Below are 22,402 nucleotides of genomic sequence, written 5' to 3' on the forward strand. Positions count from 1 at the left end.
CTGAGCTATCCGGGCAACGGGGCGCATTAAACCGTATTGGCCGGATGGCGTCAATCGCTTTCTGTCACAAAGCCGATCGGTTGCTCTATTTTCAGGCAGCGAGCCAGGTGTGGGGTGAGGCAGGCGGCGATTGTCATCCAATAAATATGCATATAAAACGTGTATTTATACCGTAAAGGAAATGGGTTTATATATAATTCTATTTAAATAACAGCGTATTAAGGTTTAATCAACGGACGCTCAATCAAGATGACTCTTGCTTGAACCCCGCAGCGAATCATGCAATCATTGCGCAAATTTTAGCACTCTCCGTTCCCTGACGGTGTTCACGCTTCTTATAAGTCAGAGGGTTATTGGCATGACTGGTTTTGTCGCTCAAACGCTTTCGTGCTCCAGACATCTGACGCCGCCACCGTTCCGTCGCTGCTTCCTCCGTACGTCATCCGTCCGAATACGCCTGCCGGCCATGCGGTAAGCCCGCCTGATGCTCGCTGTTAGGCATGCGTAAAGCCAGCGCTGCGGCCCTGATTTTACTGATGCCTGTCGGACGCTGCCCAGATCAGTTCCTCCGATAACCGTCACGATCCCCGATCATGAGGCGGTCACGCACGTCGCTTATGCTGCCGTGCCCGGGCATCGCTTTTGCCGGGATAACCGCGTTATCTCATTACCGTGCCGGTGGCACACCCTCATCCTTCACCGTTTGAGAGTCAGCATGATGAAAGAATTGAAAATCGCGACCAGCGCCAGCCTGGTCGCCACCATTGAGACGCTGCGCCAGATCGTGCGCGTAGAGCAGACGGACTACACCGACGTGGCGGCGGTGGTGGTGTCGGTCGCCGACGTGAACGCCGGCATTCTGGCGCGCTTGCAGGCGACGGGGTTCGACATTCCGACCTTCGTGGCGGTGGAAGGGGACGAGCATCTTTCCCCGGACTATCTGCCGTTCGTCAGTGGGGTGTTCGCGCTGCTGGCCGGCGCCAGCAAGCCGTTCTACATGGCGCAGCTGGAGGCCGCAGCCGATGCCTATGAGCAGGCGCTGCTGCCGCCGTTCTTCAAAACGCTGAAGACCTACGTCGAGATGGAAAATTCTACCTTTGCATGCCCGGGGCACCAGGGCGGCGAGTTTTTCCGCAAGCACCCGGCCGGCCGGCAGTTTTTCGATTTCTACGGTGAAACCCTTTTCCGTTCCGACATGTGCAACGCTGACGTCAAGCTGGGCGATCTGCTGATCCATGAAGGCTCGGCCAAAGATGCGCAGAAGCACGCGGCGCGGGTGTTCAACGCCGATAAAACCTACTTCGTGCTCAACGGTACCTCGGCGGCCAACAAGGTGGTGACCAACGCGCTGCTGACCCGCGGCGATCTGGTGCTGTTCGATCGCAACAACCACAAATCCAACCACCACGGGGCGCTGATCCAGGCCGGTGCTACGCCGGTCTATCTGGAAACCGCCCGCAACCCGTTCGGCTTTATCGGCGGCATCGATGCGCACTGCTTCGACGAACGTTACCTGCGCGAGCAGATCCGCGAAGTGGCGCCGGAGAAGGCTGCGGCAGCGCGGCCGTTCCGGCTGGCCATCATTCAGCTCGGCACCTACGACGGCACGATTTACAACGCTCGCCAGGTGATCGACACCATCGGCCACCTGTGCGACTACATTCTGTTCGACTCCGCCTGGGTGGGCTACGAAGGTTTTATTCCGATGCTGAAAGAGTGCTCGCCGCTGCTGCTGGAGCTGGACGAGCACGATCCGGGCATCTTCGTCACTCAGTCGGTGCATAAGCAGCAGGCGGGGTTCTCGCAGACGTCGCAGATCCATAAGAAAGACGACCATATCAAAGGGCAAAAGCGCCACTGCAACCATAAGCACCTGAACAATGCGTTTATGCTGCATGCGTCGACCAGTCCGTTCTATCCGCTGTTCGCCGCGCTGGACGTCAACGCCAAGATGCACGCCGGCCCCGCCGGGCGCCGCATGTGGATGGACTGCGTCAAGCTGGGCATCGAGACGCGCAAACAGCTGCTCAAGCGCTGTTCCCAACTGAAACCGTTTATTCCGCAGCAGGTGGCGGGCAAAGATTGGCAGGATCACGATACCGATCTGATCGCCAACGACGCGCGTTTCTTCACCTTTGTGCCGGGGGAAACGTGGCACGGCTTTGAAGGCTATGCCCAGGATCAGTATTTGGTCGATCCGTGCAAGCTGCTGCTGACTACGCCGGGCATTGACGCCGCGACCGGCCAATACACCGCGTTCGGCGTGCCGGCCACCATTCTGGCCAACTTCCTGCGCGAGAACGGCATCGTGCCGGAGAAGTGCGATCTCAATTCGATCCTGTTCCTGCTGACCCCGGCGGAGAACCCGGCCAAGATGGAGCAACTGGTAGAGATGCTGGCGCAGTTCGAACGCTATGTTGAAGAAGATGCGCCGCTGAGCGTGGTGCTGCCGACGGTGTACCGCAAGAACGAGCAGCGTTATCGCGGCTACAGCATTCGCCGGCTGTGTCAGGAGATGCACGATCTGTACGTCAGCTTTGACGTCAAACAGCTGCAAAAAGAGATGTTCCGTCAGGATCATTTCCCGCCGGTGGTGATGAACCCGCAGGACGCCAACGTGGAGTTTATCCGCGACAACGTCGAGCTGGTGCCGATCGGCCAGGCTGCAGGGCGCATCGCGGCGGAAGGGGCCTTGCCGTATCCGCCGGGCGTGCTGTGCGTGGTGCCGGGTGAAGTGTGGGGCGGGGCGGTGCAGCGCTACTTCCTGGCGCTGGAGGAGGGCATCAACCGCCTGCCGGGCTTCTCGCCGGAGCTGCAGGGGGTCTACATCGAGAAGAAAGATCACGGCTGGAAGCGCATCTTCGGCTATATGATCAAGCAGTAAAAAAAGGGCCGGTTCGCACCGGCCCTTCTCATTTATCCACGCGGGAAGCGTTACTTTCTGCGGTAGCTCTTCTGTGCGGTATTCACTTTCACCAGATAGCGGCGCGACTCGGCGGCCGGGTGTTTGGTGGTCAGCGTCTGATACACGTCGCCCGGCTGCATGCCGTTGATGATGCCCACCGCGCGCGTTCTGTCGCCGGAGAACACCCGCAGCACGCTGCCTGCGCCGCCGTTGTAGGCGGTGATCACCGCATAGCGGCGCGAGGTCGGGTTCTGAATGCCGCCCAGGTAGTTGTTCTGCAGGATTGCCAGATAGGCGGTGCCGGTGTCGATGTTGTTCTCCGGATCGAACAGGTAGCTGCGGCTCGGCACGCCCCACTTGCCGCGCATCTGGAAGACGTCCTTGCCGGCGCTATGCTGCATGACCTGCATCAGGCCTAGTGCGTCAGAACCGCTCACCGCATACGGGTTGAAGCTCGATTCGGTCTGCATGATCGCCAGAATCAGTGACTCGTCCACGCCGTATTTTTCCGACGCCTTGCGCACCATCGGCAGGTATTTGTGCGCACGTTTGTCCAGGTGGTTAGGTACCAGCTGGATGGTGACCGAGTAGATCACGTGCAGGCCGGAGGTGCGTTTTTGCAGCTTGGTCTGCAGCAGATAATCGGCGAAGTGCGCCGCGCGCCATTCCCAGCGGATCGGCGCGCCTTTGTTATCCAGCACCTGGCCATACAGGAACGGCTCTTTGCTGATCTGGATATCGTTGGCGTCGGAATAGAGATCGATGGAGCCCGGATCGTCACCCATCAGCAGCGTGCTGATGATCGCCTGGCGCAGATGCGCGGCCGGATCGGTGGTGGCGATGGTCTCGACGGTAATGGCGCCGGTGTCGAAGTTGATGTGGCTGCGGGTTTGGTATTGGTCGGTGTACTTGACGTAGTCTTTTGGCCCGGCGATCAGAACTTCGTTCAGACCCCAGATGTTCTCGATGTTGTGGGCGAATTGGCCCATCAGAATGTCGAAGCCGTTGGTATCTTTGATCCAGGCTTCGTTGATTTCTTCACTTTTTTTGCCGGAACAGGAGATCAGCAAAGGCGCTATTACGAGCAAAGCTAAAATTTTCTTCATCTTAAAGCCGTTTGGAAGAAGTATAAGAGGATTGAAGCGGGCCAGCGCCTGGCCCCAACAGCGTTATTCGCTCGGCGGCGTATAGCCTTCGATGTGCACGTCGTGTCCTTCGAACAGGAACTTGATCATTTCCTCTTCCAGCAGCTTGCGGTCGTCCACGTTCATCATGTTCAGCTTCTTCTCGTTGATCAGCATGGTCTGCTTCTTCATCCACTCGCCCCAGGCCTCCTTGGAGATCTCGTTGTAGATGCGTTTGCCGACGTCGCCCGGATAAAGCTGGAAATCCTGGCCTTCGGCGTCGCGCTGCAGGAAAGTACAAAAAATGGTGCGGCTCATGCTAATTCCTCATCGATGGCGCTATCGCCATATAAGTTTTGTTGGATCGGGGGCTGCTTCGCCAACTGTTGCAACAGGCGATCCACCGGCGCTGCCAGCCCGACCGATGGCGGCTGCGCTAAGTTATACCAGAGACCTGCGCCCTCATCCATGCCGCTGCCCGCCGCATCGAGCGACAGCCACATCGGCACGATATCGAGATGGAAATGGCTGAACGTGTGGCGAAACGCGGTCAACTGCTCGAGGCGCTTGCCTTTCAGACCGCGCTGCTGCAGCCAGAGTTCCAAATCCACGCGCGCGCTGAACTGCGGGAAGCAGAACAGGCCGCCCCACAGGCCCACCGCCGGGCGTTGTTCCAGCCACACGCGGTCGCCGTGCTGCAGCAACAAGAAATAAGCGGTTTTTTCCGGCAGGGTCTGCTTGGGTTTCTTGCCGGGGTAGTTGGCCCAGCTGTGATTGGCGTAAGACAGGCAGCCGACGTTGAGCGGGCAGAGTTCACACTTGGGTTTGGAGCGGGTGCAGACCATGGCGCCCAGATCCATCATCGCCTGGTTGAACTGGCCGACGCCCTGTGCCGGGGTGACCTCTTCGCTGATTTTCCACAGCCGGTTTTCGACCTCTTTCTTGCCCGGCCAACCTTCTACCGCGTAGCAGCGGGCCAGCACGCGCTTCACGTTGCCGTCGAGGATCGGATAGTGTTGGCCCAGCGCCAACGACAGCACCGCGCCGGCGGTGGAGCGGCCGACGCCCGGCAAATCGGCGATTTCTTCGAAGGTTGTCGGGAACTCGCCGCCGTGCTGTGAGACAATGGTCTGAGCCGCCTTGTGCAGGTTGCGGGCGCGGGCGTAATAGCCGAGACCGGTCCACAGATGCAACACTTCGTCCAGCGGGGCTTCCGCCAGCGCACGCACGTTGGGAAAACGAGCCATAAAGCGCTGAAAATAAGGAATGACGGTGGCAACCTGAGTCTGTTGCAACATCACCTCGGAGAGCCATACTTGATAGGCGGTTTTCTCCAACTGCCACGGCAGGGTTTTGCGGCCGTAGCGCTGGTACCAGTCAAGCACCACCTGTGCGAATTGTTGTGCTTGCATCATGAGCAGAGTCGTTATCCGGCAGAAAATGAAGCGAGATTGCAGCATAGAGTCATGATGCTGTAAACCGGAACTTTCCGACGCCGCACGGCGGGTACAGAAGATGAACACTTGCTAAACCAATGTATCTTTGCATAATGCGCGTTTCCCTAATTGGCAGCCAAACAGACAGAAAGCACTATGATTAATGACGTCATCTCCCCGGAATTTGATGAGAACGGCCGCGCGATGCGCCGTATCCGCAGTTTTGTCCGCCGCCAGGGGCGGCTGACCAAAGGCCAGCAGCACGCGCTGGAGAACTATTGGCCGGTGATGGGCGTGGAGTATCAGGCTGAAGCTGTCGATCTCGCCGCGCTGTTTGGCCGCGAAGCGCCGACGGTGCTGGAGATCGGTTTTGGCATGGGCGCCTCGCTGGTGACCATGGCGGGCAACAACCCGCAGCAGAACTTTTTAGGGATTGAGGTGCACTCGCCGGGCGTGGGCGCCTGCCTGGCCGACGCCCACGAGGCGAAGCTGAGCAACCTGCGCGTGATGTGTCATGACGCGGTTGAAGTGCTGGAAAACATGATCCCGGACGGCTCGCTGGACATGGTGCAGCTGTTCTTCCCCGATCCGTGGCACAAGGCGCGCCACAATAAGCGCCGCATCGTGCAAACGCCGTTTGTCGAACTGGTACTGCGCAAACTGAAGACCGGCGGCGTCTTCCACATGGCCACCGATTGGCAACCTTATGCGGAACATATGTTAGAGGTTATGAATGAGGTCGCAGGCTATCGTAATCTTTCCAGCGATAATGATTACGTGCCGCGTCCGGATTCACGCCCGCTGACGAAATTTGAATTACGCGGCCAGCGCCTGGGACATGGCGTTTGGGACTTGATGTTTGAGAGGAAAGAATAATGGCTAAGAACCGCAGTCGTCGTTTACGTAAAAAATTGCACATTGAAGAGTTTCAGGAGCTGGGTTTCTCCGTAGCCTGGCGCTTCGCCGAAGGCACGTCGGTGGAAGACATCGACAGCACGCTGGATACCTTCATCGATGAAGTGATCGAGCCGAACGGTCTGGCGTTTGACGGCAGCGGCTACCTGCAGTGGGAAGGTCTGATCTGCCTGCAGAAGATCGGCCACTGCACCGACGAGCAGCGCGAACTGGTGAAAAACTGGCTGGAAGCGCGCAAACTGACCGACGTTAAGGTCAGCGATCTGTTCGATATCTGGTGGGATTGATCGCGCTTGCCCGATGAGCGCGGCTTCGTGCCGCGCCGTTTTATTGATCTAAGGTGCCTTAACGGCGCCTTTGTTTTGCCCGGAGTGTGACCGAGGTGGTAACAACATTGGATAACGCGTTGCTGGAGGAGATCCTGCAACAGGTGCGCCCGCTGATTGGCCAGGGGAAAGTGGCCGACTACATCCCTGCGTTGGCAGAAGTGCCCGCCGACCGGTTGGCGATCGCCGTTTGCACGGTGGACGGTGAACTGTTCCAGGCCGGCGACGCCGCGGAGCGCTTCTCTATCCAGTCGATCTCTAAAGTGCTGAGCCTGACGCTGGCGCTGACGCGCTATCAGGAGCCTGAGATCTGGCGGCGCGTGGGCAAAGAGCCTTCCGGCCTGCCGTTCAACTCGCTGCTGCAGCTGGAGATGGAGCAGGGCAAACCGCGCAATCCGTTTATCAACCCCGGCGCGCTGGTGGTGTGCGACATGCTGCAAACCCGGCTCAGCGCCCCCAAACAGCGCATGCTGGAGGTGGTGCGTCAGTTGGCCGGCGAAGACGATCTGGCCTATGACCTGCGGGTGGCGCGCTCCGAGTTCGAACACTCCGATCGCAATGCGGCCATCGCCTATCTGATGAAGTCGTTCGGCAACTTCGAAAACGACGTGATCACCGTGCTGCAAACCTATTTCCACTACTGCGCGCTGCGCATGAGCTGCGTGGAACTGGCGCGCAGCTTCGTCTATCTGGCTAACCACGGCCGCGATCTCAGCGGCGAGGCGGTGATCAGCCCGCTGCAGGCCCGGCAGATCAACGCCCTGATGATGACCAGCGGCATGTACGACGGTGCCGGCGAATTCGCCTATCGGGTGGGAATGCCTGGCAAGTCCGGCGTGGGCGGCGGCATCGTGGCCATCGTGCCGGATGAGCTGTCGATCGTCGTCTGGTCGCCGGAGCTGGATGCATCCGGCAACTCGCTGGCGGGAACTGCGGCGCTGGAACTGTTGTCTCAACGTATCGGTCGTTCGATTTTTTAATCCCAATCTGGATGGGAGTCAGGAGAAGCTATGTTGAAGAAAACCGGGTTAGCCTTACTGCTGCTGGCGGCGACTGCCGCGCAGGCCCACGCCGAGTACCAATGCAGCGTTAAACCCCAGGACGATGTGATCATCAGCCCGCAAAGCGTGCAGGTGAAAGGCGCCAGCGGCGACCTGCAAATCTCGCCGGACGGCGACGTGATCCGCAACGGCCAGGCGCTGAGCCTGAACGACAGCCAGCGGCAGAAAGCCTTCAGTTACCAGAGCGCGCTGCGCAAGCAGCTGCCGTGGATCGACGACGGCGCGCAGAAACACCTGGAGAAAGCCCGCTCGGCGCTGGATAAGGTGATTGTCAAAGAGCTGGGCAGCAACAGCAACGTGCGCAACCGCCTGACCACCCTGAATGGCCAGCTGAAACAGCAAATGAACCGTATCATCGAGCACCGCAGCGACGGCCTGACCTTCCACCACAAGGCGATCGACCAGGTGGAACAGGACGGCCGCAACATCGTGCAGCAGAGCATGGGCGGCGTGCTGCAGGACAGCCTGAACGAGATGGGCGTCAAACAGGCTGCCAACAGCGGCGGCAACCCGCTGCAGGCGATCATGGGCAACCTGGGTGGCTTGCAGAAGGCGATCCAGAACGAGTGGAACAACCAGGAGCAGGACTTCCAGAACTTCGGCCACGATGTGTGCAACCGCGTCACCGCACTGGAAACTCAGCGCAAGGATCTGCTGAAGGCGTTGAAATGATTTAAGAACCTTCTCGGTAGTCTGTTTTTTGACCTTCTGAAGCTTATCTGACAGACTGGTTAAACTACGTACAGATTTATGGATGTTGACGGAGGACGCTATGAGCCATACACGCTACGAAACCGATGTTGTTGCCTGGGCAAATGAACAGGCCGCTCTTTTGCGCTCCGGAAAATTGTCTGAGATCGATATTGAAAAGATCGCCGAGGAGATTGAGGACGTGGGGAAGAGCGAGCAAAGGGAACTTGCTAGCCGGATGACGGTGCTGATTGCACATTTGCTTAAATGGAAATATCAGCCGGCCAGGCGCGGAACCAGCTGGGAGAGAACGATTAAAGCGCAGCGTAAAGAGGTGCTTTACAGCTTGAAAGAGTCGCCTAGCCTAAAAGGTAAACTGGGCGATGCTGATTGGCTGGATGTCGTCTGGTCGAAGGCCGTTGCGCTCGCTACGGCCGAAACTGGGCTGGATGTCTATCCGGAAAACGGCATCTGGGAAACTCAGCAGATTCTGTCTCAGACGTTTTACCCGGATTAACACCAATAAAAAGCGCTGATTATTCAGCGCTTTTTTTTACTCGTCGTCCGCCAGGAACAGCTCCAGCAGCGAGTTGAGGAACAGTTTGCCCTTCTCGGTGATCTGCCAGTGCTCCGCGGTTTCCTCCAGATAGCCTTTGGCCAACGCCTCGTCCAATTGCGGGCGAATGACGCTTTCCGCCAGCCCGGTGTAGTTGACGAAGTCGGCGCGCGGTGCGGCTTCCAGCAAGCGGAAGCGGTTCATGAAGAACTCGAACGGCCGATCCGCCGCCGCCACCTCATGCTGCTTGTCCATGTAGTCGCCGCGCATGAAGCCGCGCGGGTGTTTGGTCTTGGCGGTGCGCAGGATGCGGCCGTCGCTGAAGGTCACCTTGCCGTGCGCGCCGCAGCCGATCCCCAGATAGTCGCCGAAGCGCCAGTAATTGAGGTTGTGTTGGCATTGGTAGCCCGGCTTGGCGTAGGCCGAGGTTTCGTACTGCTGATAGCCGGCGGCGCTCAACAGCCGGTGACCGCGTTCGAAGATGTCCCACAGCGCATCGTCGTCCGGCAAAACCGGCGGGCGTGAACTGAACAGGGTGTTCGGCTCGATGGTCAGCTGATACCACGACAGGTGCGGCGGGTTGAGGGCGATAGCCTGGCGCAGATCGTCCAGCGCCTCTTCCAGCGACTGGTCCGGCAGGCCGTGCATCAGATCGAGGTTGAAGCTGCGCAGGCCGAGGCCAGTCGCCAGAGTCGCCGCGCGCTTGGCCTCTTCCGGGCCGTGGATGCGCCCCAGGCGGGTCAGCTTCTCGGCGCTGAAGCTCTGCACCCCGATGGAGATGCGGTTGACGCCGGCGCGCTGGTAGCCGCTGAAGCGATCGGCCTCCACGGTACCGGGATTGGCTTCCATGGTGATTTCGGCGTCGTCGGCGACGCGAATGCGCGCCCGCACGCCGTCCAGCAAGGCTTGCATCGCCTCGGCGCTCAGCAGGCTGGGGGTGCCGCCGCCGATAAATATGGTGCTTATCTCCCGGCCGCCGGCCAGCGGTAGATCGGCATCCAGATCCGCCAACAGATGATCGACATACTCCTGATGCGGCACGTCACCCTTCAGCGCATGGGAGTTGAAATCGCAGTACGGGCATTTCTGCACGCACCACGGGATGTGGATGTAGAGACTCAGCGGGGGCAGCTTAAGCATTGCGCAGGGTTTCCAACATCAGCTTCAGCGCCTTGCCGCGGTGAGAAATCGCCCGCTTTTCGTCGCGGCTCAGCTCGGCGGCGGTGCGGCCCAGTTCCGGCACGTAGAAGACAGGATCGTAACCGAAGCCGCTTTCACCGGCTGCCTGCTCGGCGATCTCGCCGGCCCAGCTGCCGTGGAACACCAGCGGCGTCGGGTCTTGCGCGTGGCGCAGATAGACCAGCACGCAGTGGAATTGCGCGCCGCGCTGGCCTGGCGCCACGTCTTTCAGCGCCGCCAACAGCTTGTCGAGGTTCTGCCGATCGTCGGCGTCTTCACCGGCGTAGCGTGCGGAGTAGATGCCCGGCGCGCCGCCCAGCGCATCTACCGCCAGGCCGGAGTCGTCGGCGATCGCCGGCAGGCCGGTGACCTGTGCCGCATGGCGCGCTTTCAGAATGGCGTTTTCGATAAACGTCAGGCCGGTCTCTTCGGCGGATTCCACGCCCAGATCGGTTTGCGCGACCACGTCCAGGCCGAAATCGGCCAACAGGTCGGCGAGTTCGCGCACTTTGCCCGGATTACCGGTGGCAAGAACGACTTTTTGCATAATGACTACCTTGAAAATTATTCGATGAGCGCCGCGACCACGGCGGGGAGCTGTTGCGGATTCACGATGCGTAACTGTTTATGCCGCCCCAGTTCGCCTTTCTCGATGGTGACGTTGCTTTTCGCCACTTTGAACTGCTTGGCGATAAACTTGATCAGATGGGCGTTGGCTTGGCCGTCGACCGGCGGGGCGGTGATGGCGACTTTCAGTTCGTCGCCATGCAAGCCGATAATTTGGTCGCGGCTGGCTTTCGGCTGAATATATAGCCTGATCGCCAGCCCGTCCAGCACCGGAGTGACTGCACTCACAGCAGGAACCAAAGTTGGGGGAACAGATCCATGCCCAGGTAGTTGAGCAGATAGAGGATCAGGATCACCACCATGGCGGAAAAGTCGATGCCGCCCATCGCCGGGATGATGCGGCGGATCGGTGCCATCAAGGGTTCGGTCAACTGGTACATCACGTAGTCGATCGGGCTGCGGCCCTGGCTTACCCAGCTCATCAGCGCGCGAATGATCATCACCCAGAAGATCAGGTAGCCGACGGACTTCACCAGCGAGATCAGGCCGAACAGCAGGTTATAGGGGCTGAGCGATATCGCGCCGTCCTGGATCAGCAGCAGCAGCGGGTACTTGATGGTCATCAGCAGGAATGCCAGCAACAGCGAAGCGCTGTCGATAGGCCCCAGCGATGGTAGGATGCGGCGCAGCGGGCCGACCACCGGCTGGGTGATCTTCACCACAAACTGCGAGAACGGGTTGTAAAAATCGGTGCGTGCCCACTGCATCCAAATGCGCAGCAACAGCACCATCACGTACAGATCAACAACGGTCTTGACCAGGAAAGTCAGCGTTAGCATGAAGTGGTCCTTCTCCTTAACTCGTGGTTATTTAAAATAATTTTTCCATCTCTTGTGCACGGGAAACGGCGGCCTGCATCGCTTGCGCCACGGTTTCCGGCAATTGGTGTTCATTGAACACTCGCAGCGCTTCGGCGGTGGTGCCGCCTTTGGAGGTCACCTGCTCGCGCAGCGTGCCCAGCGGCGTATCCGGGTTGGCTTCAACCAGCGCGGCGGCGCCGGAAGCGGCCTGCTGCACCAGATCGCGCGCGGTCTGGCTATCGAAGCCCATGCGCTCGGCTTCTTTTTGCATCGCTTCCATAAACAGGAAGAAATAAGCCGGGGCGCTGCCCGCGGCGGCGATCACGCCGTTGATGCCATTTTCGTCATCTACCCAGCAAACTTTACCGACCGACGCCATTAAATCGCCGGTGTAATCGCGATCCTGCTGGCTGACCTGCGCCGGCGCGTACAGCCCGCTCATACCTTTGCCGACCAGCGACGGGGTGTTGGGCATGATGCGCACGATGTCCAGCTTGTCGCCCAGCAGCTGATAGAACCGGCTGACCTGAATGCCGGCGGCGATCGACAGCACCAGTTTGCCGCTGAAATCGACCTGCTCGCGCAGCGGTTGGCACACGTCGGCCATCATCTGCGGTTTGACCGCCAGCACCACCACGTCGGCCTCGCGCGCGCAGGCGATGTTGTCGCCGCTGCTGACGATGCCGTAGTCCGCCGCCAGCGCGTCACGGTTTTTCGGCGAAGGGGCGCAGACGCTGATGGATTTGGCCGGATAGCCGCCCGCCACCAGGCCGGCGATGATTGCACGCGCCATGTTGCCGGCGCCGATAAAGGTAATCTTGCGATGTTGCATCAAATCCCTCGTCTGTTTTGTCAGGCCTGCGAGTAGTCGCGGGCGCCAAAAATTGCGGTGCCGATGCGCACCAGGGTGCTGCCGGCGGCGATCGCCGCCGCCATGTCGTCCGTCATGCCCATCGACAGCGTATCGACCTGGGGATAACGCTGACGCAGGGCGAGAAATGCGTCGTTCATCCGGCTGAATACCGCCAGCTGCCGCTGATAATCTGCTTCCGGTGCCGGGATGGCCATCAGGCCGCGCAGCGCCAGGTTCGGCAGCGCGGCGATCGCCTCGGCCAGCGCCGGCAGTTCGGCCAGCGCGATGCCGGATTTGCTTTGCTCGTCGCTGATGTTGATTTGAATCAGCACGTTGAGCGGCGGCATGTCGGCCGGGCGCTGATCGCTCAGGCGCTGGGCGATGCGCAGCCGATCCACGGTATGGCACCAGGCGAAGTGTTCCGCCACCAGCCGACTCTTATTGGATTGCAGCGGGCCGATAAAGTGCCACACCAGCTCGCCGCCCTGCGGCGATTCGGCGAAATGCCGGATCTTGTCTACCCCTTCCTGCACGTAGTTCTCGCCGAAGGCGCGCTGGCCGGCGGCGATGGCTTCTGCGATCGCCGCCACAGGTTTGGTTTTGCTGACGGCAAGCAGGGCAACTTCTTCTGGCGCCCGCGCGCAGTTTTGCGCGGCGGCCGCGATGCGGTTTCTGACATCCTGCAGGTTCTGTTGGATAGTGCTCATTATTGACCCGGGAGAGTGATATGGATATCGATGAATTCGTGGCCCTTAGTGTAAAGCATAATGCTTCCGATCTGCACCTTTGTGCCGGTCATCCGCCGATGTTGCGCATCGACGGTGAACTGCAGCCGCTGGCGGCGGCGCCAACGCTGACGGCGCAAGGCGTGCAGACCCTCTGCGACGAATTGCTGAATGCGCAGCAGCGCGAGAGCCTGCAGCGGTTGGGGCAGATCGATCTGGCGTTGCACCGGCCGGGCGGGGAGCGGCTGCGCGCCAATGTTTTTCAACAAAGCGCGGGGATGTCTCTCGCGTTGCGGCGCATCGCTGGGCAGTCGCCCTCGCTTGCCGAGCTGGCGGCGCCGGCCATCGTCCCGGCGCTGCTGCGGCGCGACGACGGCTTGATCCTGATCAGCGGCGCCACCGGCAGCGGTAAATCCACCACGCTGGCGGCGATGATCGACGAGATCAACCGGCATCAGCAGCGGCACATTCTGACGCTGGAAGATCCGATCGAATTTCTGCACCGCAGCCGACGATCGCTGATCCAGCAGCGAGAGATCGGCCGCGACAGCCACAGCTTCGATGCGGCGTTGCGCGCCGCGCTGCGCGAAGATCCCGACGTGATCCTGCTGGGCGAGCTGCGTGATGTCGCCACCATCCGGCTGGCGCTCACCGCGGCGGAGACCGGCCACCTGGTGCTGGCGACGCTGCACACCCGCAGCGCGCCGCAGGCGGTGGAGCGGCTGGTGGACGTGTTTCCGGCGGACGAGAAACCCTATGTGCGCGCCCAACTGGCGGGCAGCCTGCAGGCGGTGATCGCGCAAAAGCTGATGAGACGGCCCGGCGGCGGGCGAGTGGCGATCTTCGAAGTGCTGACGGCGACGGCGGCGGTCAGCAGCCTGATCCGCGAAGGGAAAACGCATCAGCTGGCGAGCGTGTTGCAAACCGGCGCGCAGTCCGGCATGCAAACCTTTGAGCAAGGTTTGCAGCAGCGGATCGACGTCGGTTTGCTGGGGGATAACGCGGGGGAGAGGGCGGGCTTTTAGCCCAGCTGCCGTTCGAACCAGCTTTCGAGGATCACCACCGCGGAGGCGGAGTCCACGCTGCCTTTATCGAGTGCGCGGAAGCCGCCGCGATCGAACAGGTTGGCGCGCGCTTCTACGGTGCTCAGGCGCTCGTCTTGCAGCTCGATCTGGATGCCGAAACGGCCGTGCAGGCGATTGGCGAATTTGCGCGCCTGGGCGGTAACGGGCTGTTCGGTGCCGTCCATGTTCAGCGGCAGGCCGACCACCACCAGATCCGGCTGCCACTCCTTCAGCAGTTTTTCAATTTTCAGCCAGTCCGGCGAACCGTCCTGCGCTTTGAACGCCGCCAGTGCGCGAGCGCTGCCGGTCAGCTCCTGGCCGATGGCCGCGCCGATGCTTTTGGTGCCGAAGTCGAAGGCGATAATGGTGCGGTTGCTCATCAGGCGTGTCCTGCGTGGTTGGCGATGCTGCGAATATCGATGCCCAGAAGGTTCCCCGCCTCGCGCCAGCGGCTGGCGATCGGCGTGCGGAACAGAATGTCGGTGTTGGCTTCGATGGTCAGCCAGGCGTTTTCCAACACCTCTTGCTCCAGCTGGCCCTTTTCCCAACCTGCATAGCCCAGCGCCACCAGCACGTCGTCCGGTTGTTCCGGGGTGCCGAGCGTCTCCAGCACGTCTTTCGAGGTGGTGATCATGGTGTTGGGAGAAATTTGAATGCTGGCGCCGAAGCCGTGGCGCGGCGTATGCAGGATAAACCCACGATCGTCCGCCAGGGGGCCGCCGGCGAACACCGGTTTGTCCAGGCTGATGGCCGGATCGCGCGCAGGCGGCATGATCTTCAGCTTGCTCAGCACCGTGGCTACCGTGAATTGCTCCACCGGTTTATTGATCACCAAACCCATGGCGCCTTCTTCATTGTGCTCGCAGATATAAATCACCGAGCGTTTGAAGCGAGGATCCTGCAAGGTTGGCATGGCGATCAGAAAATGGTGCTGTAAATTCATGGCGTTAGTATAAGGTAATCAATGGGTGAGAAAATAAACAGCCGCCAGTATGCGGCTATACCCGCCGCCTTTCAAGGCGCGCTTTGGCGGGCGCGATGCAGAACAGCGGGCGGCATGCCGCCCGCATTGCGCATTACTTCGCCGCCAGGCGCTTTTCAATGGCGTCCATCAGCATGCCGGTAATCGAAATCGGGAATGCCGCTTCGATCTCGCGCGCGCAGGTCGGGCTGGTGACGTTGATTTCAGTCAGGCGGTCGCCGATCACGTCCAGGCCGACGAAGATCAGCCCTTTCTCTTTCAGCGTCGGGGCGACGGTGCGGGCGATTTTCCAGTCGCTCTCGCTCAGCGGGCGCGCTTCGCCACGGCCGCCGGCCGCCAGGTTGCCGCGGGTCTCGCCCTGCGCCGGAATGCGCGCCAGGCAGTAAGGCACCGGCTCGCCGTCGACGACCAGGATGCGCTTGTCACCGTCCTTGATCGCCGGCAGGAAGTTCTGCGCCATGCAGAAACGGCTGCCGTGTTCGGTCAGGGTTTCGATGATCACCGACAGGTTAGGATCGTCCTGCTTCACGCGGAAGATCGACGCGCCGCCCATGCCGTCCAGCGGCTTCAGGATGATGTCGCCGTGCTGCTGGTGGAATTTGCGGATGTGCGCGGCGCTGCGGCTGACCAGCGTATCCGGCGTCAGCTCCGGGAACCAGGCGGTGAACAGCTTCTCGTTGCAATCGCGCAGGCTTTGCGGCTTGTTGACCACCAGCGTGCCTTTAACCTCGGCGCGTTCCAGAATGTAGGTCGCGTAGATGTATTCGGTATCGAACGGCGGATCCTTGCGCATCAGGATCACGTCCAGCTCGTGCAGCGCCAGATCCTGCTCGGCGCCGAAGCTGAACCAGCTCTCCTTGTCTTCCTTCACGCTCAGCAGGCGGGTGCGGGCGCGCCCGTCACCGGCATGCAGATAGAGATCGTTCATCTCCATGTAGTGCAATTCGTAACCGCGGCGCTGCGCTTCGAGCAGCATGGCGAAGCTGGTGTCTTTCTTGATGTTGATGGAATCGATTGGGTCCATCACGATGCCGAGCTTAATCATCTTTTCTCCTTTAACCCAGGTCGCCGAAGCGGACCTGCAGAGCGGTAATGGCGGTGAGCGCTGTGGTTTCGGTACGCAGAACGCGTGGTCCCAGCAGAATATCAGTAAATCCGTGGTCGGTGGTCATGGCGATTTCGTCAGCGGACAAACCGCCTTCCGGGCCGATCAGCAGGCGAACGCGATCCACCGGCTGCGGCAACGTGTTGATGCTGTGGCTGGCACGCGGGTGCAGGTTGAGCTTCAGGCTGCCGTCCTGCTCGGCGCACCAGGCCTCCAGCGACATCGCCTCGCGGATTTCCGGAATGCGGTTGCGGCCGCACTGTTCGCAGGCGGCGATGGCGATCTTTTGCCATTGCTGGATTTTCTTCGCCAGACGCTCGCCGTCCAGTTTGACGCCGCAGCGTTCGGAAAACAGCGGGGTGATGACGTTGACGCCCAGCTCGATGGATTTCTGGATGGTGAACTCCATCTTCTCGCCGCGCGAGATCACCTGGCCCAGATGCAGGTTGAGCGGCGATTCGATGTCATCTACGCGGCCGTCGCCGAGGCGCACCAGCACGCTCTTCTTGTCCACCCGAACTATCTCGGCGTCGAACACCTGGTTGCTGCCGTCGAACAGCTGCAGCGCCTGGCCGGCGCTCATGCGCAGCACGCGCCCGACATGGTTGGCGGCGTCCTCGCTGAGGGCGATCTCCGCCTGGTCGGTCAGCGGTTGCGGATGGTAAATGCGGGGTATGCGCATGGGTAGTCTGATCCTGACGAAACGGTGCCGCAGGTTGGCGGCACCATGAAAGATAACGGCTATAGTAGGTTAGCTTTTCCGCTGCTGACAAGCCTGTTGAATATAGGGGTTGTGGTTGCCCTGCACCTTGGCGATACGTGCTTCGCGCTGACATTCCCATTGGCTCACCGGATATTGCCGGTTCCACACCTCGAACAGCTGGGTTTGCTGGCGCGATAGCCGCAGCTGGTAGCGATCGCGCATGTAGAAGTAGGTGCGGGCGATGGCACCGCGGGCGCGGGCAGGCGGTTCCGCCTGTTTATTCTTGAAGTCCACTTTCATCGGACACTGTCCGTACTGGCCTTCGCCGCCGTTCCATTGGCTGTACATGAAGTTGTTGCGGTCGCCGTTCACTTCGCCGATCGCCGGCTGCAGGTTGTGCAGATCGGTTTCTATTTGGCGATAGGTGGCGTCTTTGTTGCAGTTCTTGCGCCCGCCGTCTTGCCAGCACTGCAGCTGGTGGCCGAACTGCCAGGCCGGCACCACGTGTTCCCATTCGATGCGCTGTGCGCGCTGGGCGTTTTTACGCACCTGATAGCCACAGCCGGCGAGATCCGGGATGCCTTTTTTACCTTGCCAGTCGATACGGCAGCCGCAGTAAAAACTGCCTGGCGCATCCTGGTTAATCTTGGCCGCCGCCGCTTTGGCCTGAGAGAAGTTATTGATGCCGTGCGCCTGTGCGGCGCCTGCGGTGAAAACCGCCATAAACAAAATTCTGCGAAGCATATTCCAAAACAGCTCAAAATTGGAAAAGCAGGCAGGGTAGCGGAACTTGCCGGCAGTGGCAAATGGCGATATTTGCTTGTTTTAACGTATAAATCGTTTAGCTAAAGGTTCTCGCTGGCGAGAAATTTCAGTTTCTCACCGCAGCGGCGGCAGCGGTATTCGCTTTCGCCGCGCAGCACGCGGTTATGGCGGCGGATGGTGAGCTGGTGCTGCCCGCAGCCGCAGCGGTAGGGGAAGGTTTTGCTTTGCACCGAGGCGGTTTCGAAACGGTGAGTGCGGCTTGCGGGCGTCAACAACACGCTTTCCATCATCCAGCGCCATTCGCGGCCGTGCGGCGCCACCCGGCCGAATTGGCGAAACACCAGCAGGTGCGCCAGCTCGTGCGGCACCACTTCATCGATAAACGGCTGTTGGTTTTCCAGCAGCAGCACCGGATTCAGGCGGATTTCCCAACTTTGCAGCCAGGCGGTGCCCGCGCTGGTGCCGCGTTGCTGATAGACGATGCTGGGTTCGGGGAATTCGACGGCAAAATGCTGGCGGGCCAACTGCAGCTTTTCTCGCAGGCAGCGCATCACCGCTTGTTGCAGCGCGATGGGGATTCTTGGTTTGTTCATTGCGGCTAGCTTAAGCAATGGCGGGGCGGCTGACAATATGCCCGTCGCAAATCCGCATCCGGCGCTTTTTCACCACATTGATAAGGCGATCGCTGCCGATGGATTGTAATCAATGTGTTAACTGCGGGATAATAAAGCGTGCATGATGAGCCTGTACCCGCAGTTCTCACCGAGCAAGGTTGAAACGCCGCCTGTGGTAATCCCTTACGCAAAGAGCGGTTATTTTGCGATTTGGCGCAATAACTGACTGATTAAAAATACGTAAGGTGGAGGCAGTTTTTTGACAAGGCGCCGAGCCGTGCGCCGCAAGTGTGAATTTAACGCAGCTGATGTTGCAAGTGAGAGATCAATGTCGAATAAACCGTTCCACTATCAAGATCCGTTCCCGCTGAAGAAAGACGATACCGAATACTACCTGCTGAGCCGCGACCACGTTTCCGTGAGCGAATTTGAAGGCCAGGAAATTCTGAAAGTTGCCCCTGAAGCGTTAACCCTGCTTGCCCAGCACGCGTTCCACGACGCGTCGTTCATGCTGCGCCCGGCGCACCAACAGCAGGTGGCCGATATCCTCAAAGATCCGGACGCCAGCGAAAACGACAAGTACGTTGCGCTGCAATTTCTGCGTAACTCAGAAATCGCCGCCAAGGGTATTTTACCGACCTGCCAGGACACCGGCACGGCGATCATCGTCGGCAAGAAAGGCCAACGCGTCTGGACTGGCGGCGGCGATGAAGCTGCCCTGTCGCGCGGGGTGTATAACACCTACATCGAAGAAAACCTGCGCTATTCGCAGAACGCCGCGCTGGATATGTACAAAGAGGTCAATACCGGCAGCAACCTGCCGGCGCAGATCGATCTCTACAGCGTGGACGGCGAAGAGTACAAGTTCCTGTGCATCGCCAAGGGCGGCGGCTCCGCCAACAAAACCTATCTGTATCAGGAAACCAAGGCGCTGCTGTCGCCGGGCAAACTGAAAAACTATCTGGTCGACAAGATGCGCACGCTGGGCACTGCGGCTTGCCCGCCGTATCACGTGGCGTTCGTCATCGGCGGCACCTCGGCAGAAGCGACGCTGAAAACCGTCAAGCTGGCCTCGACCAAGTATTACGACGGTCTGCCGACCGAAGGCAACGAGCATGGCCAGGCGTTCCGCGATCTGGAACTCGAAGCGGAACTGCTGCAAGAAGCGCAGAACCTGGGGCTGGGCGCACAGTTCGGCGGTAAATACTTCGCGCACGATATCCGCGTAGTGCGCCTGCCGCGCCACGGCGCGTCCTGCCCGGTCGGCATGGGTGTCTCCTGCTCGGCGGACCGAAACATCAAAGGCAAGATCAACCGCGACGGTATCTGGCTGGAAAAACTGGAGCACAATCCGGGTAAATTCATTCCTCAGGAGCTGCGCCAGGCCGGGGAGGGCGAGGCGATCAAGGTCGATCTCAACCGCCCGATGGCCGAGATCCTCAAACAGCTGTCGCAGTACCCGGTTTCCACCCGTCTGTCGCTGAGCGGCACCATCATCGTCGGTCGCGATATCGCGCACGCCAAGCTGAAAGAGCGTCTGGATCGCGGTGAAGGCCTGCCGCAGTACGTCAAGGATCACCCGATCTATTACGCCGGCCCGGCCAAAACGCCGGAAGGCTATGCGTCCGGTTCGTTGGGGCCAACCACCGCCGGGCGTATGGATTCCTATGTCGATCTGCTGCAATCCCACGGCGGCAGCATGATCATGCTGGCGAAAGGCAACCGCAGCCAGCAGGTGACGGATGCCTGCCACAAGCACGGCGGTTTCTACCTCGGCAGCATCGGCGGCCCGGCGGCGGTGCTGGCGCAGCAGAGCATCAAGAGCCTGGAGTGCGTGGAGTATCCTGAGCTGGGTATGGAAGCGATCTGGAAAATCGAAGTGGAAGATTTCCCGGCGTTTATCCTAGTGGATGACAAAGGCAATGACTTCTTCCAGAAGATCCAGGCCGGTCAATGCTCCAGCTGTCTGAAATAAGCGTTGCCCCTTCGCCGCCAGCGGGCGGCGAAGGGGGATTGTGTAAAGTCCTGTAGCTTGCTGGACGCCGAGTTTTAACCTGTATACCCTACGCGGATAGCACTAAAATTCGACTAATGGAATATCGGCAACAGAAGGTTTCAGCAATCACATGGGAACGCAGGAAAATCATATCAGGGAACTGCTGGTCTGGATTGAAGATAACCTGACCAATCCGCTGTCGTTGGATATCGTTTCCGCCAAGTCAGGCTATACGAAATGGTACCTGCAGCGCATGTTCAAGAAGCAGACCGGATTGTCGTTAGCCTCTTACATTCGCGCTCGCCGCCTCTATCTCGCCGCTTTCGCCTTGCGTTTCACGCAGAAGAGCATCCTCGATATTTCGGTAGAATATCAATTCGATAATCAGCAGACGTTCTCGCGCTGTTTCAAGAAACACTTCGCCGAATCGCCCAGCGTGTATCGCCATGCCCGCAAACAGGACTTCAGCAACCTGGTGCGTTCGCTGGCGGCCAGCCAGCCCGGCGATATTCAGGTCGAACGCGTCAGCATCGCCAGAGGACAATACGCGTTTCACGGCAAGCATTACGCGTACCATCTGGATATCGAGAATCTGGATAAGTCGCACCTGCCGCTGCGCAGCGCGCTGCGGGCGCAGTTCTACACCTTGTTGGGCGAGCGCCCGACGCAGACCTATTCATTTACCCAGCTGGTGCCGGACGGCGAGCGGGTCAGAGTCGACTATACCCTGGGCGTGAAGACGGAATATCCGCTGCGCGAAGGCGTGGCGCTGGAGCCGCTGCCGGAGATCCACGGCGAGTTTTGCCGTTTTCGCTATTCAGGCAAGCCGGTGGCGCTCAACGATCACATCATTAAGATTTACACGCAGGTGCTGCCCGAAATGGGGCTGGCCCGCGGTGACGGGCCGGACATGACGGTGTTCAGCTATTCGCTGAGCGGGAAAGAGGAGCTGCACCTGGAGCTGCAGCATCTGGTGCCGGTGGTGCCGCTGCACTGAGCCCGTCGGCGGCCGGCAGCCGGTTTTTTTGCTGCACGATAGCCGCCATCACCGCCAGGGCGATTTCCGCCGGGGTTTTGCTGCCGAGCGGCAGGCCGATCGGCGCATGGATGCGTTCCAGCTCCTGCGGCGTGAACTCGGCGATCTGCTGCAAACGCTGGCGCCGCCGCGCGCTGTTTCTGAGCGAGCCCATGGCGCCGATGTAAAACGCCGGGGTGTGGATCGCTTCCATCAGTGTCAGGTCGTCCATCCGCGGATCGTGGGTCAGCGCCACGACGGCGGTGTTGGCATGGCAGCCGCCTTCCTCGATGAACTTGGCCGGAAACTGGCGCAGCAGCGTCACGCCGGGCTTCAGCTCGGCGGCGAAGTTGTCCAGCGCCTCAGGGCGGTTCTCGCACACCAGCACCTCAAACCCCAGCGCTACGGCGAAATCGGCGCAGTACAGCGCCACGCTGGACAGCCCGGCGATCAGCAGGCGCGGCGCGGCCGCGATATGCAGGGTGATCTGCTCGAGCCGGCGTTCAACCTGAGTGGCGCTGGTGAAATGGCTCTGCTCAAGGCTATGGCAGGCGTTGGGCAGCGTCAGGCGTTTGAGCAACGCATGATGCCCTTCCAGCGCGCCGGCGATGCGCTGCAGGTAAGCGACGCTGGCTTCTCCCGCCGGCAGATACTCGATCAGCACGTCCAACACGCCGCCGCACGGCAGCGCTACATTGGGCGTCATGCCGCCTTCGCCGTAACGGATCACCTGGCTGGCCGCCTGATACTCCCCGGCGGCCACGCGCCGCAGAAAGTCTTCCTCCACGCACCCGCCCGACAATGAGCCGCTGTAGCGGCCGTCACGGGTCGCCGCCATCAGCGCGCCCGGCGACCGCGGCGAAGAGCCGTAGGTGCTGAGCACGGTGCATAGCCAGACCGGCTGTTGTTGCAGCCAGCTTATCGCCTGGCTGACCACGGTGAAATCAAGATGTTGCATAGG

The 22,402-nt window shown here is 60.2% G+C and carries 25 protein-coding genes; 9 read left to right on the plus strand and 16 right to left on the minus strand.

Annotated features, from left to right (window positions below; genetic code table 11):
* The first annotated feature begins 718 nt into the window (after positions 1-718).
* The gene (gene speF, locus GKN89_RS22465; RefSeq protein ID WP_154747826.1) at positions 719-2,884 is read left to right on the plus strand and encodes an ornithine decarboxylase SpeF; all 2,166 of its coding nucleotides are present in this window, start codon (positions 719-721) and stop codon (positions 2,882-2,884) included.
* Positions 2,885-2,934: 50 nt separating this feature from the next.
* Here the strand turns inward: speF and mltC are convergent, their stop codons facing one another.
* The 3 genes from mltC to mutY form a co-directional block, all read right to left on the minus strand.
* Positions 2,935-4,011, minus strand: coding sequence for a membrane-bound lytic murein transglycosylase MltC (gene mltC / locus GKN89_RS22470; protein ID WP_154747810.1), 1,077 nt, complete (start codon positions 4,009-4,011; stop codon positions 2,935-2,937).
* A gap of 63 nt (positions 4,012-4,074) precedes the next feature.
* A complete protein-coding gene (locus tag GKN89_RS22475; RefSeq protein WP_004937404.1) occupies positions 4,075-4,347 on the minus strand; it encodes an oxidative damage protection protein in 273 nt (90 codons plus the stop codon).
* Positions 4,344-5,444, minus strand: a complete 1,101-nt coding sequence (gene mutY / locus GKN89_RS22480) for an A/G-specific adenine glycosylase (protein WP_230329026.1) — start codon at positions 5,442-5,444, stop codon at positions 4,344-4,346. The genes GKN89_RS22475 and mutY overlap by 4 nt, the downstream gene beginning before the upstream one ends.
* 177 nt (positions 5,445-5,621) lie before the next feature.
* Between mutY and trmB the strand changes: the two genes are divergently transcribed.
* From trmB to GKN89_RS22505, 5 genes are all read left to right on the plus strand, one after another.
* A complete protein-coding gene (gene trmB, locus GKN89_RS22485) occupies positions 5,622-6,341 on the plus strand; it encodes a tRNA (guanosine(46)-N7)-methyltransferase TrmB (RefSeq protein WP_154747811.1) in 720 nt (239 codons plus the stop codon).
* Positions 6,341-6,667 carry a YggL family protein gene (locus tag GKN89_RS22490; RefSeq protein WP_019456098.1) on the plus strand — a complete coding sequence of 109 codons (327 nt, stop codon included), beginning with the start codon at positions 6,341-6,343 and terminating at the stop codon, positions 6,665-6,667. Before trmB ends, GKN89_RS22490 begins: the two co-directional genes overlap by 1 nt.
* A 95-nt stretch (positions 6,668-6,762) precedes the next feature.
* Positions 6,763-7,686, plus strand: a complete 924-nt coding sequence (glsB, locus tag GKN89_RS22495; RefSeq protein ID WP_004937414.1) for a glutaminase B — start codon at positions 6,763-6,765, stop codon at positions 7,684-7,686.
* 30 nt (positions 7,687-7,716) lie between these two features.
* Positions 7,717-8,439, plus strand: a complete 723-nt coding sequence (locus GKN89_RS22500) for a DUF2884 domain-containing protein (RefSeq protein ID WP_060441034.1) — start codon at positions 7,717-7,719, stop codon at positions 8,437-8,439.
* A gap of 100 nt (positions 8,440-8,539) precedes the next feature.
* A complete protein-coding gene (locus tag GKN89_RS22505; protein ID WP_019456096.1) occupies positions 8,540-8,974 on the plus strand; it encodes a DUF29 domain-containing protein in 435 nt (144 codons plus the stop codon).
* Positions 8,975-9,010: 36 nt separating this feature from the next.
* On the opposite strand, the gene hemW is transcribed toward GKN89_RS22505, so the two are convergent.
* Genes hemW through GKN89_RS22535 form a run of 6 tightly spaced genes read right to left on the minus strand, consistent with a single transcriptional unit; the run spans position 9,011 to position 13,179 of the window.
* The gene (gene hemW, locus GKN89_RS22510; protein ID WP_154747812.1) at positions 9,011-10,153 is read right to left on the minus strand and encodes a radical SAM family heme chaperone HemW; all 1,143 of its coding nucleotides are present in this window, start codon (positions 10,151-10,153) and stop codon (positions 9,011-9,013) included.
* Entirely contained in the window at positions 10,146-10,739 is a 594-nt protein-coding gene (locus tag GKN89_RS22515) for an XTP/dITP diphosphatase (protein WP_154747813.1), read from the minus strand. Before GKN89_RS22515 ends, hemW begins: the two co-directional genes overlap by 8 nt.
* Before the next feature lie 17 nt (positions 10,740-10,756).
* A complete protein-coding gene (gene yggU / locus GKN89_RS22520) occupies positions 10,757-11,047 on the minus strand; it encodes a DUF167 family protein YggU (RefSeq protein ID WP_074055088.1) in 291 nt (96 codons plus the stop codon).
* Positions 11,044-11,598: a YggT family protein gene (locus GKN89_RS22525; protein ID WP_019456092.1), complete on the minus strand. Its 555-nt coding sequence runs from the start codon at positions 11,596-11,598 to the stop codon at positions 11,044-11,046. The genes yggU and GKN89_RS22525 overlap by 4 nt, the downstream gene beginning before the upstream one ends.
* Before the next feature lie 31 nt (positions 11,599-11,629).
* On the minus strand, positions 11,630-12,451 hold the full coding sequence (gene proC / locus GKN89_RS22530) for a pyrroline-5-carboxylate reductase (protein WP_154747815.1): 822 nt from the start codon (positions 12,449-12,451) through the stop codon (positions 11,630-11,632).
* A 20-nt stretch (positions 12,452-12,471) separates the two neighbouring features.
* The gene (locus tag GKN89_RS22535; RefSeq protein ID WP_019456090.1) at positions 12,472-13,179 is read right to left on the minus strand and encodes a YggS family pyridoxal phosphate-dependent enzyme; all 708 of its coding nucleotides are present in this window, start codon (positions 13,177-13,179) and stop codon (positions 12,472-12,474) included.
* A 20-nt stretch (positions 13,180-13,199) separates the two neighbouring features.
* Between GKN89_RS22535 and GKN89_RS22540 the strand changes: the two genes are divergently transcribed.
* Positions 13,200-14,222: a type IV pilus twitching motility protein PilT gene (locus GKN89_RS22540; RefSeq protein ID WP_154747816.1), complete on the plus strand. Its 1,023-nt coding sequence runs from the start codon at positions 13,200-13,202 to the stop codon at positions 14,220-14,222.
* On the opposite strand, the gene ruvX is transcribed toward GKN89_RS22540, so the two are convergent.
* The 6 genes from ruvX to GKN89_RS22570 form a co-directional block, all read right to left on the minus strand.
* Positions 14,219-14,641, minus strand: a complete 423-nt coding sequence (ruvX, locus tag GKN89_RS22545; RefSeq protein ID WP_019456088.1) for a Holliday junction resolvase RuvX — start codon at positions 14,639-14,641, stop codon at positions 14,219-14,221. The genes GKN89_RS22540 and ruvX overlap by 4 nt on opposite strands.
* Complete coding sequence (locus GKN89_RS22550) at positions 14,641-15,204, minus strand: YqgE/AlgH family protein (RefSeq protein WP_004937452.1); 564 nt, start codon at positions 15,202-15,204, stop codon at positions 14,641-14,643. Before GKN89_RS22550 ends, ruvX begins: the two co-directional genes overlap by 1 nt.
* Positions 15,205-15,337: 133 nt before the next feature.
* Positions 15,338-16,288, minus strand: a complete 951-nt coding sequence (gene gshB / locus GKN89_RS22555) for a glutathione synthase (protein WP_015379045.1) — start codon at positions 16,286-16,288, stop codon at positions 15,338-15,340.
* A gap of 10 nt (positions 16,289-16,298) precedes the next feature.
* Positions 16,299-17,030 (minus strand): 16S rRNA (uracil(1498)-N(3))-methyltransferase, encoded by a 732-nt coding sequence (rsmE, locus tag GKN89_RS22560; protein WP_019456087.1) that lies wholly within the window; start codon positions 17,028-17,030, stop codon positions 16,299-16,301.
* Positions 17,031-17,099: 69 nt separating this feature from the next.
* Positions 17,100-17,795 carry a deoxyribonuclease I gene (gene endA, locus GKN89_RS22565; RefSeq protein WP_063919691.1) on the minus strand — a complete coding sequence of 232 codons (696 nt, stop codon included), beginning with the start codon at positions 17,793-17,795 and terminating at the stop codon, positions 17,100-17,102.
* A 101-nt stretch (positions 17,796-17,896) separates the two neighbouring features.
* A complete protein-coding gene (locus tag GKN89_RS22570; protein WP_004937462.1) occupies positions 17,897-18,409 on the minus strand; it encodes a SprT family zinc-dependent metalloprotease in 513 nt (170 codons plus the stop codon).
* Positions 18,410-18,758: 349 nt separating this feature from the next.
* Here GKN89_RS22570 and fumA point away from each other — a divergent pair, with 349 nt between their 5' ends.
* Both fumA and GKN89_RS22580 read left to right on the plus strand, forming a co-directional pair.
* Complete coding sequence (fumA, locus tag GKN89_RS22575) at positions 18,759-20,405, plus strand: class I fumarate hydratase FumA (protein ID WP_019456085.1); 1,647 nt, start codon at positions 18,759-18,761, stop codon at positions 20,403-20,405.
* 151 nt (positions 20,406-20,556) lie between these two features.
* Positions 20,557-21,423, plus strand: coding sequence for a helix-turn-helix domain-containing protein (locus tag GKN89_RS22580; protein ID WP_019456084.1), 867 nt, complete (start codon positions 20,557-20,559; stop codon positions 21,421-21,423).
* Here the strand turns inward: GKN89_RS22580 and GKN89_RS22585 are convergent.
* Positions 21,347-22,399, minus strand: coding sequence for an XdhC family protein (locus GKN89_RS22585; RefSeq protein ID WP_154747817.1), 1,053 nt, complete (start codon positions 22,397-22,399; stop codon positions 21,347-21,349). The genes GKN89_RS22580 and GKN89_RS22585 overlap by 77 nt on opposite strands.
* Positions 22,400-22,402 lie beyond the last annotated feature (3 nt).

Source organism: Serratia sp. YC16, from assembly GCF_009707615.1.
In the GTDB taxonomy this organism is placed as follows: Bacteria; Pseudomonadota; Gammaproteobacteria; order Enterobacterales; family Enterobacteriaceae; genus Serratia; species Serratia surfactantfaciens.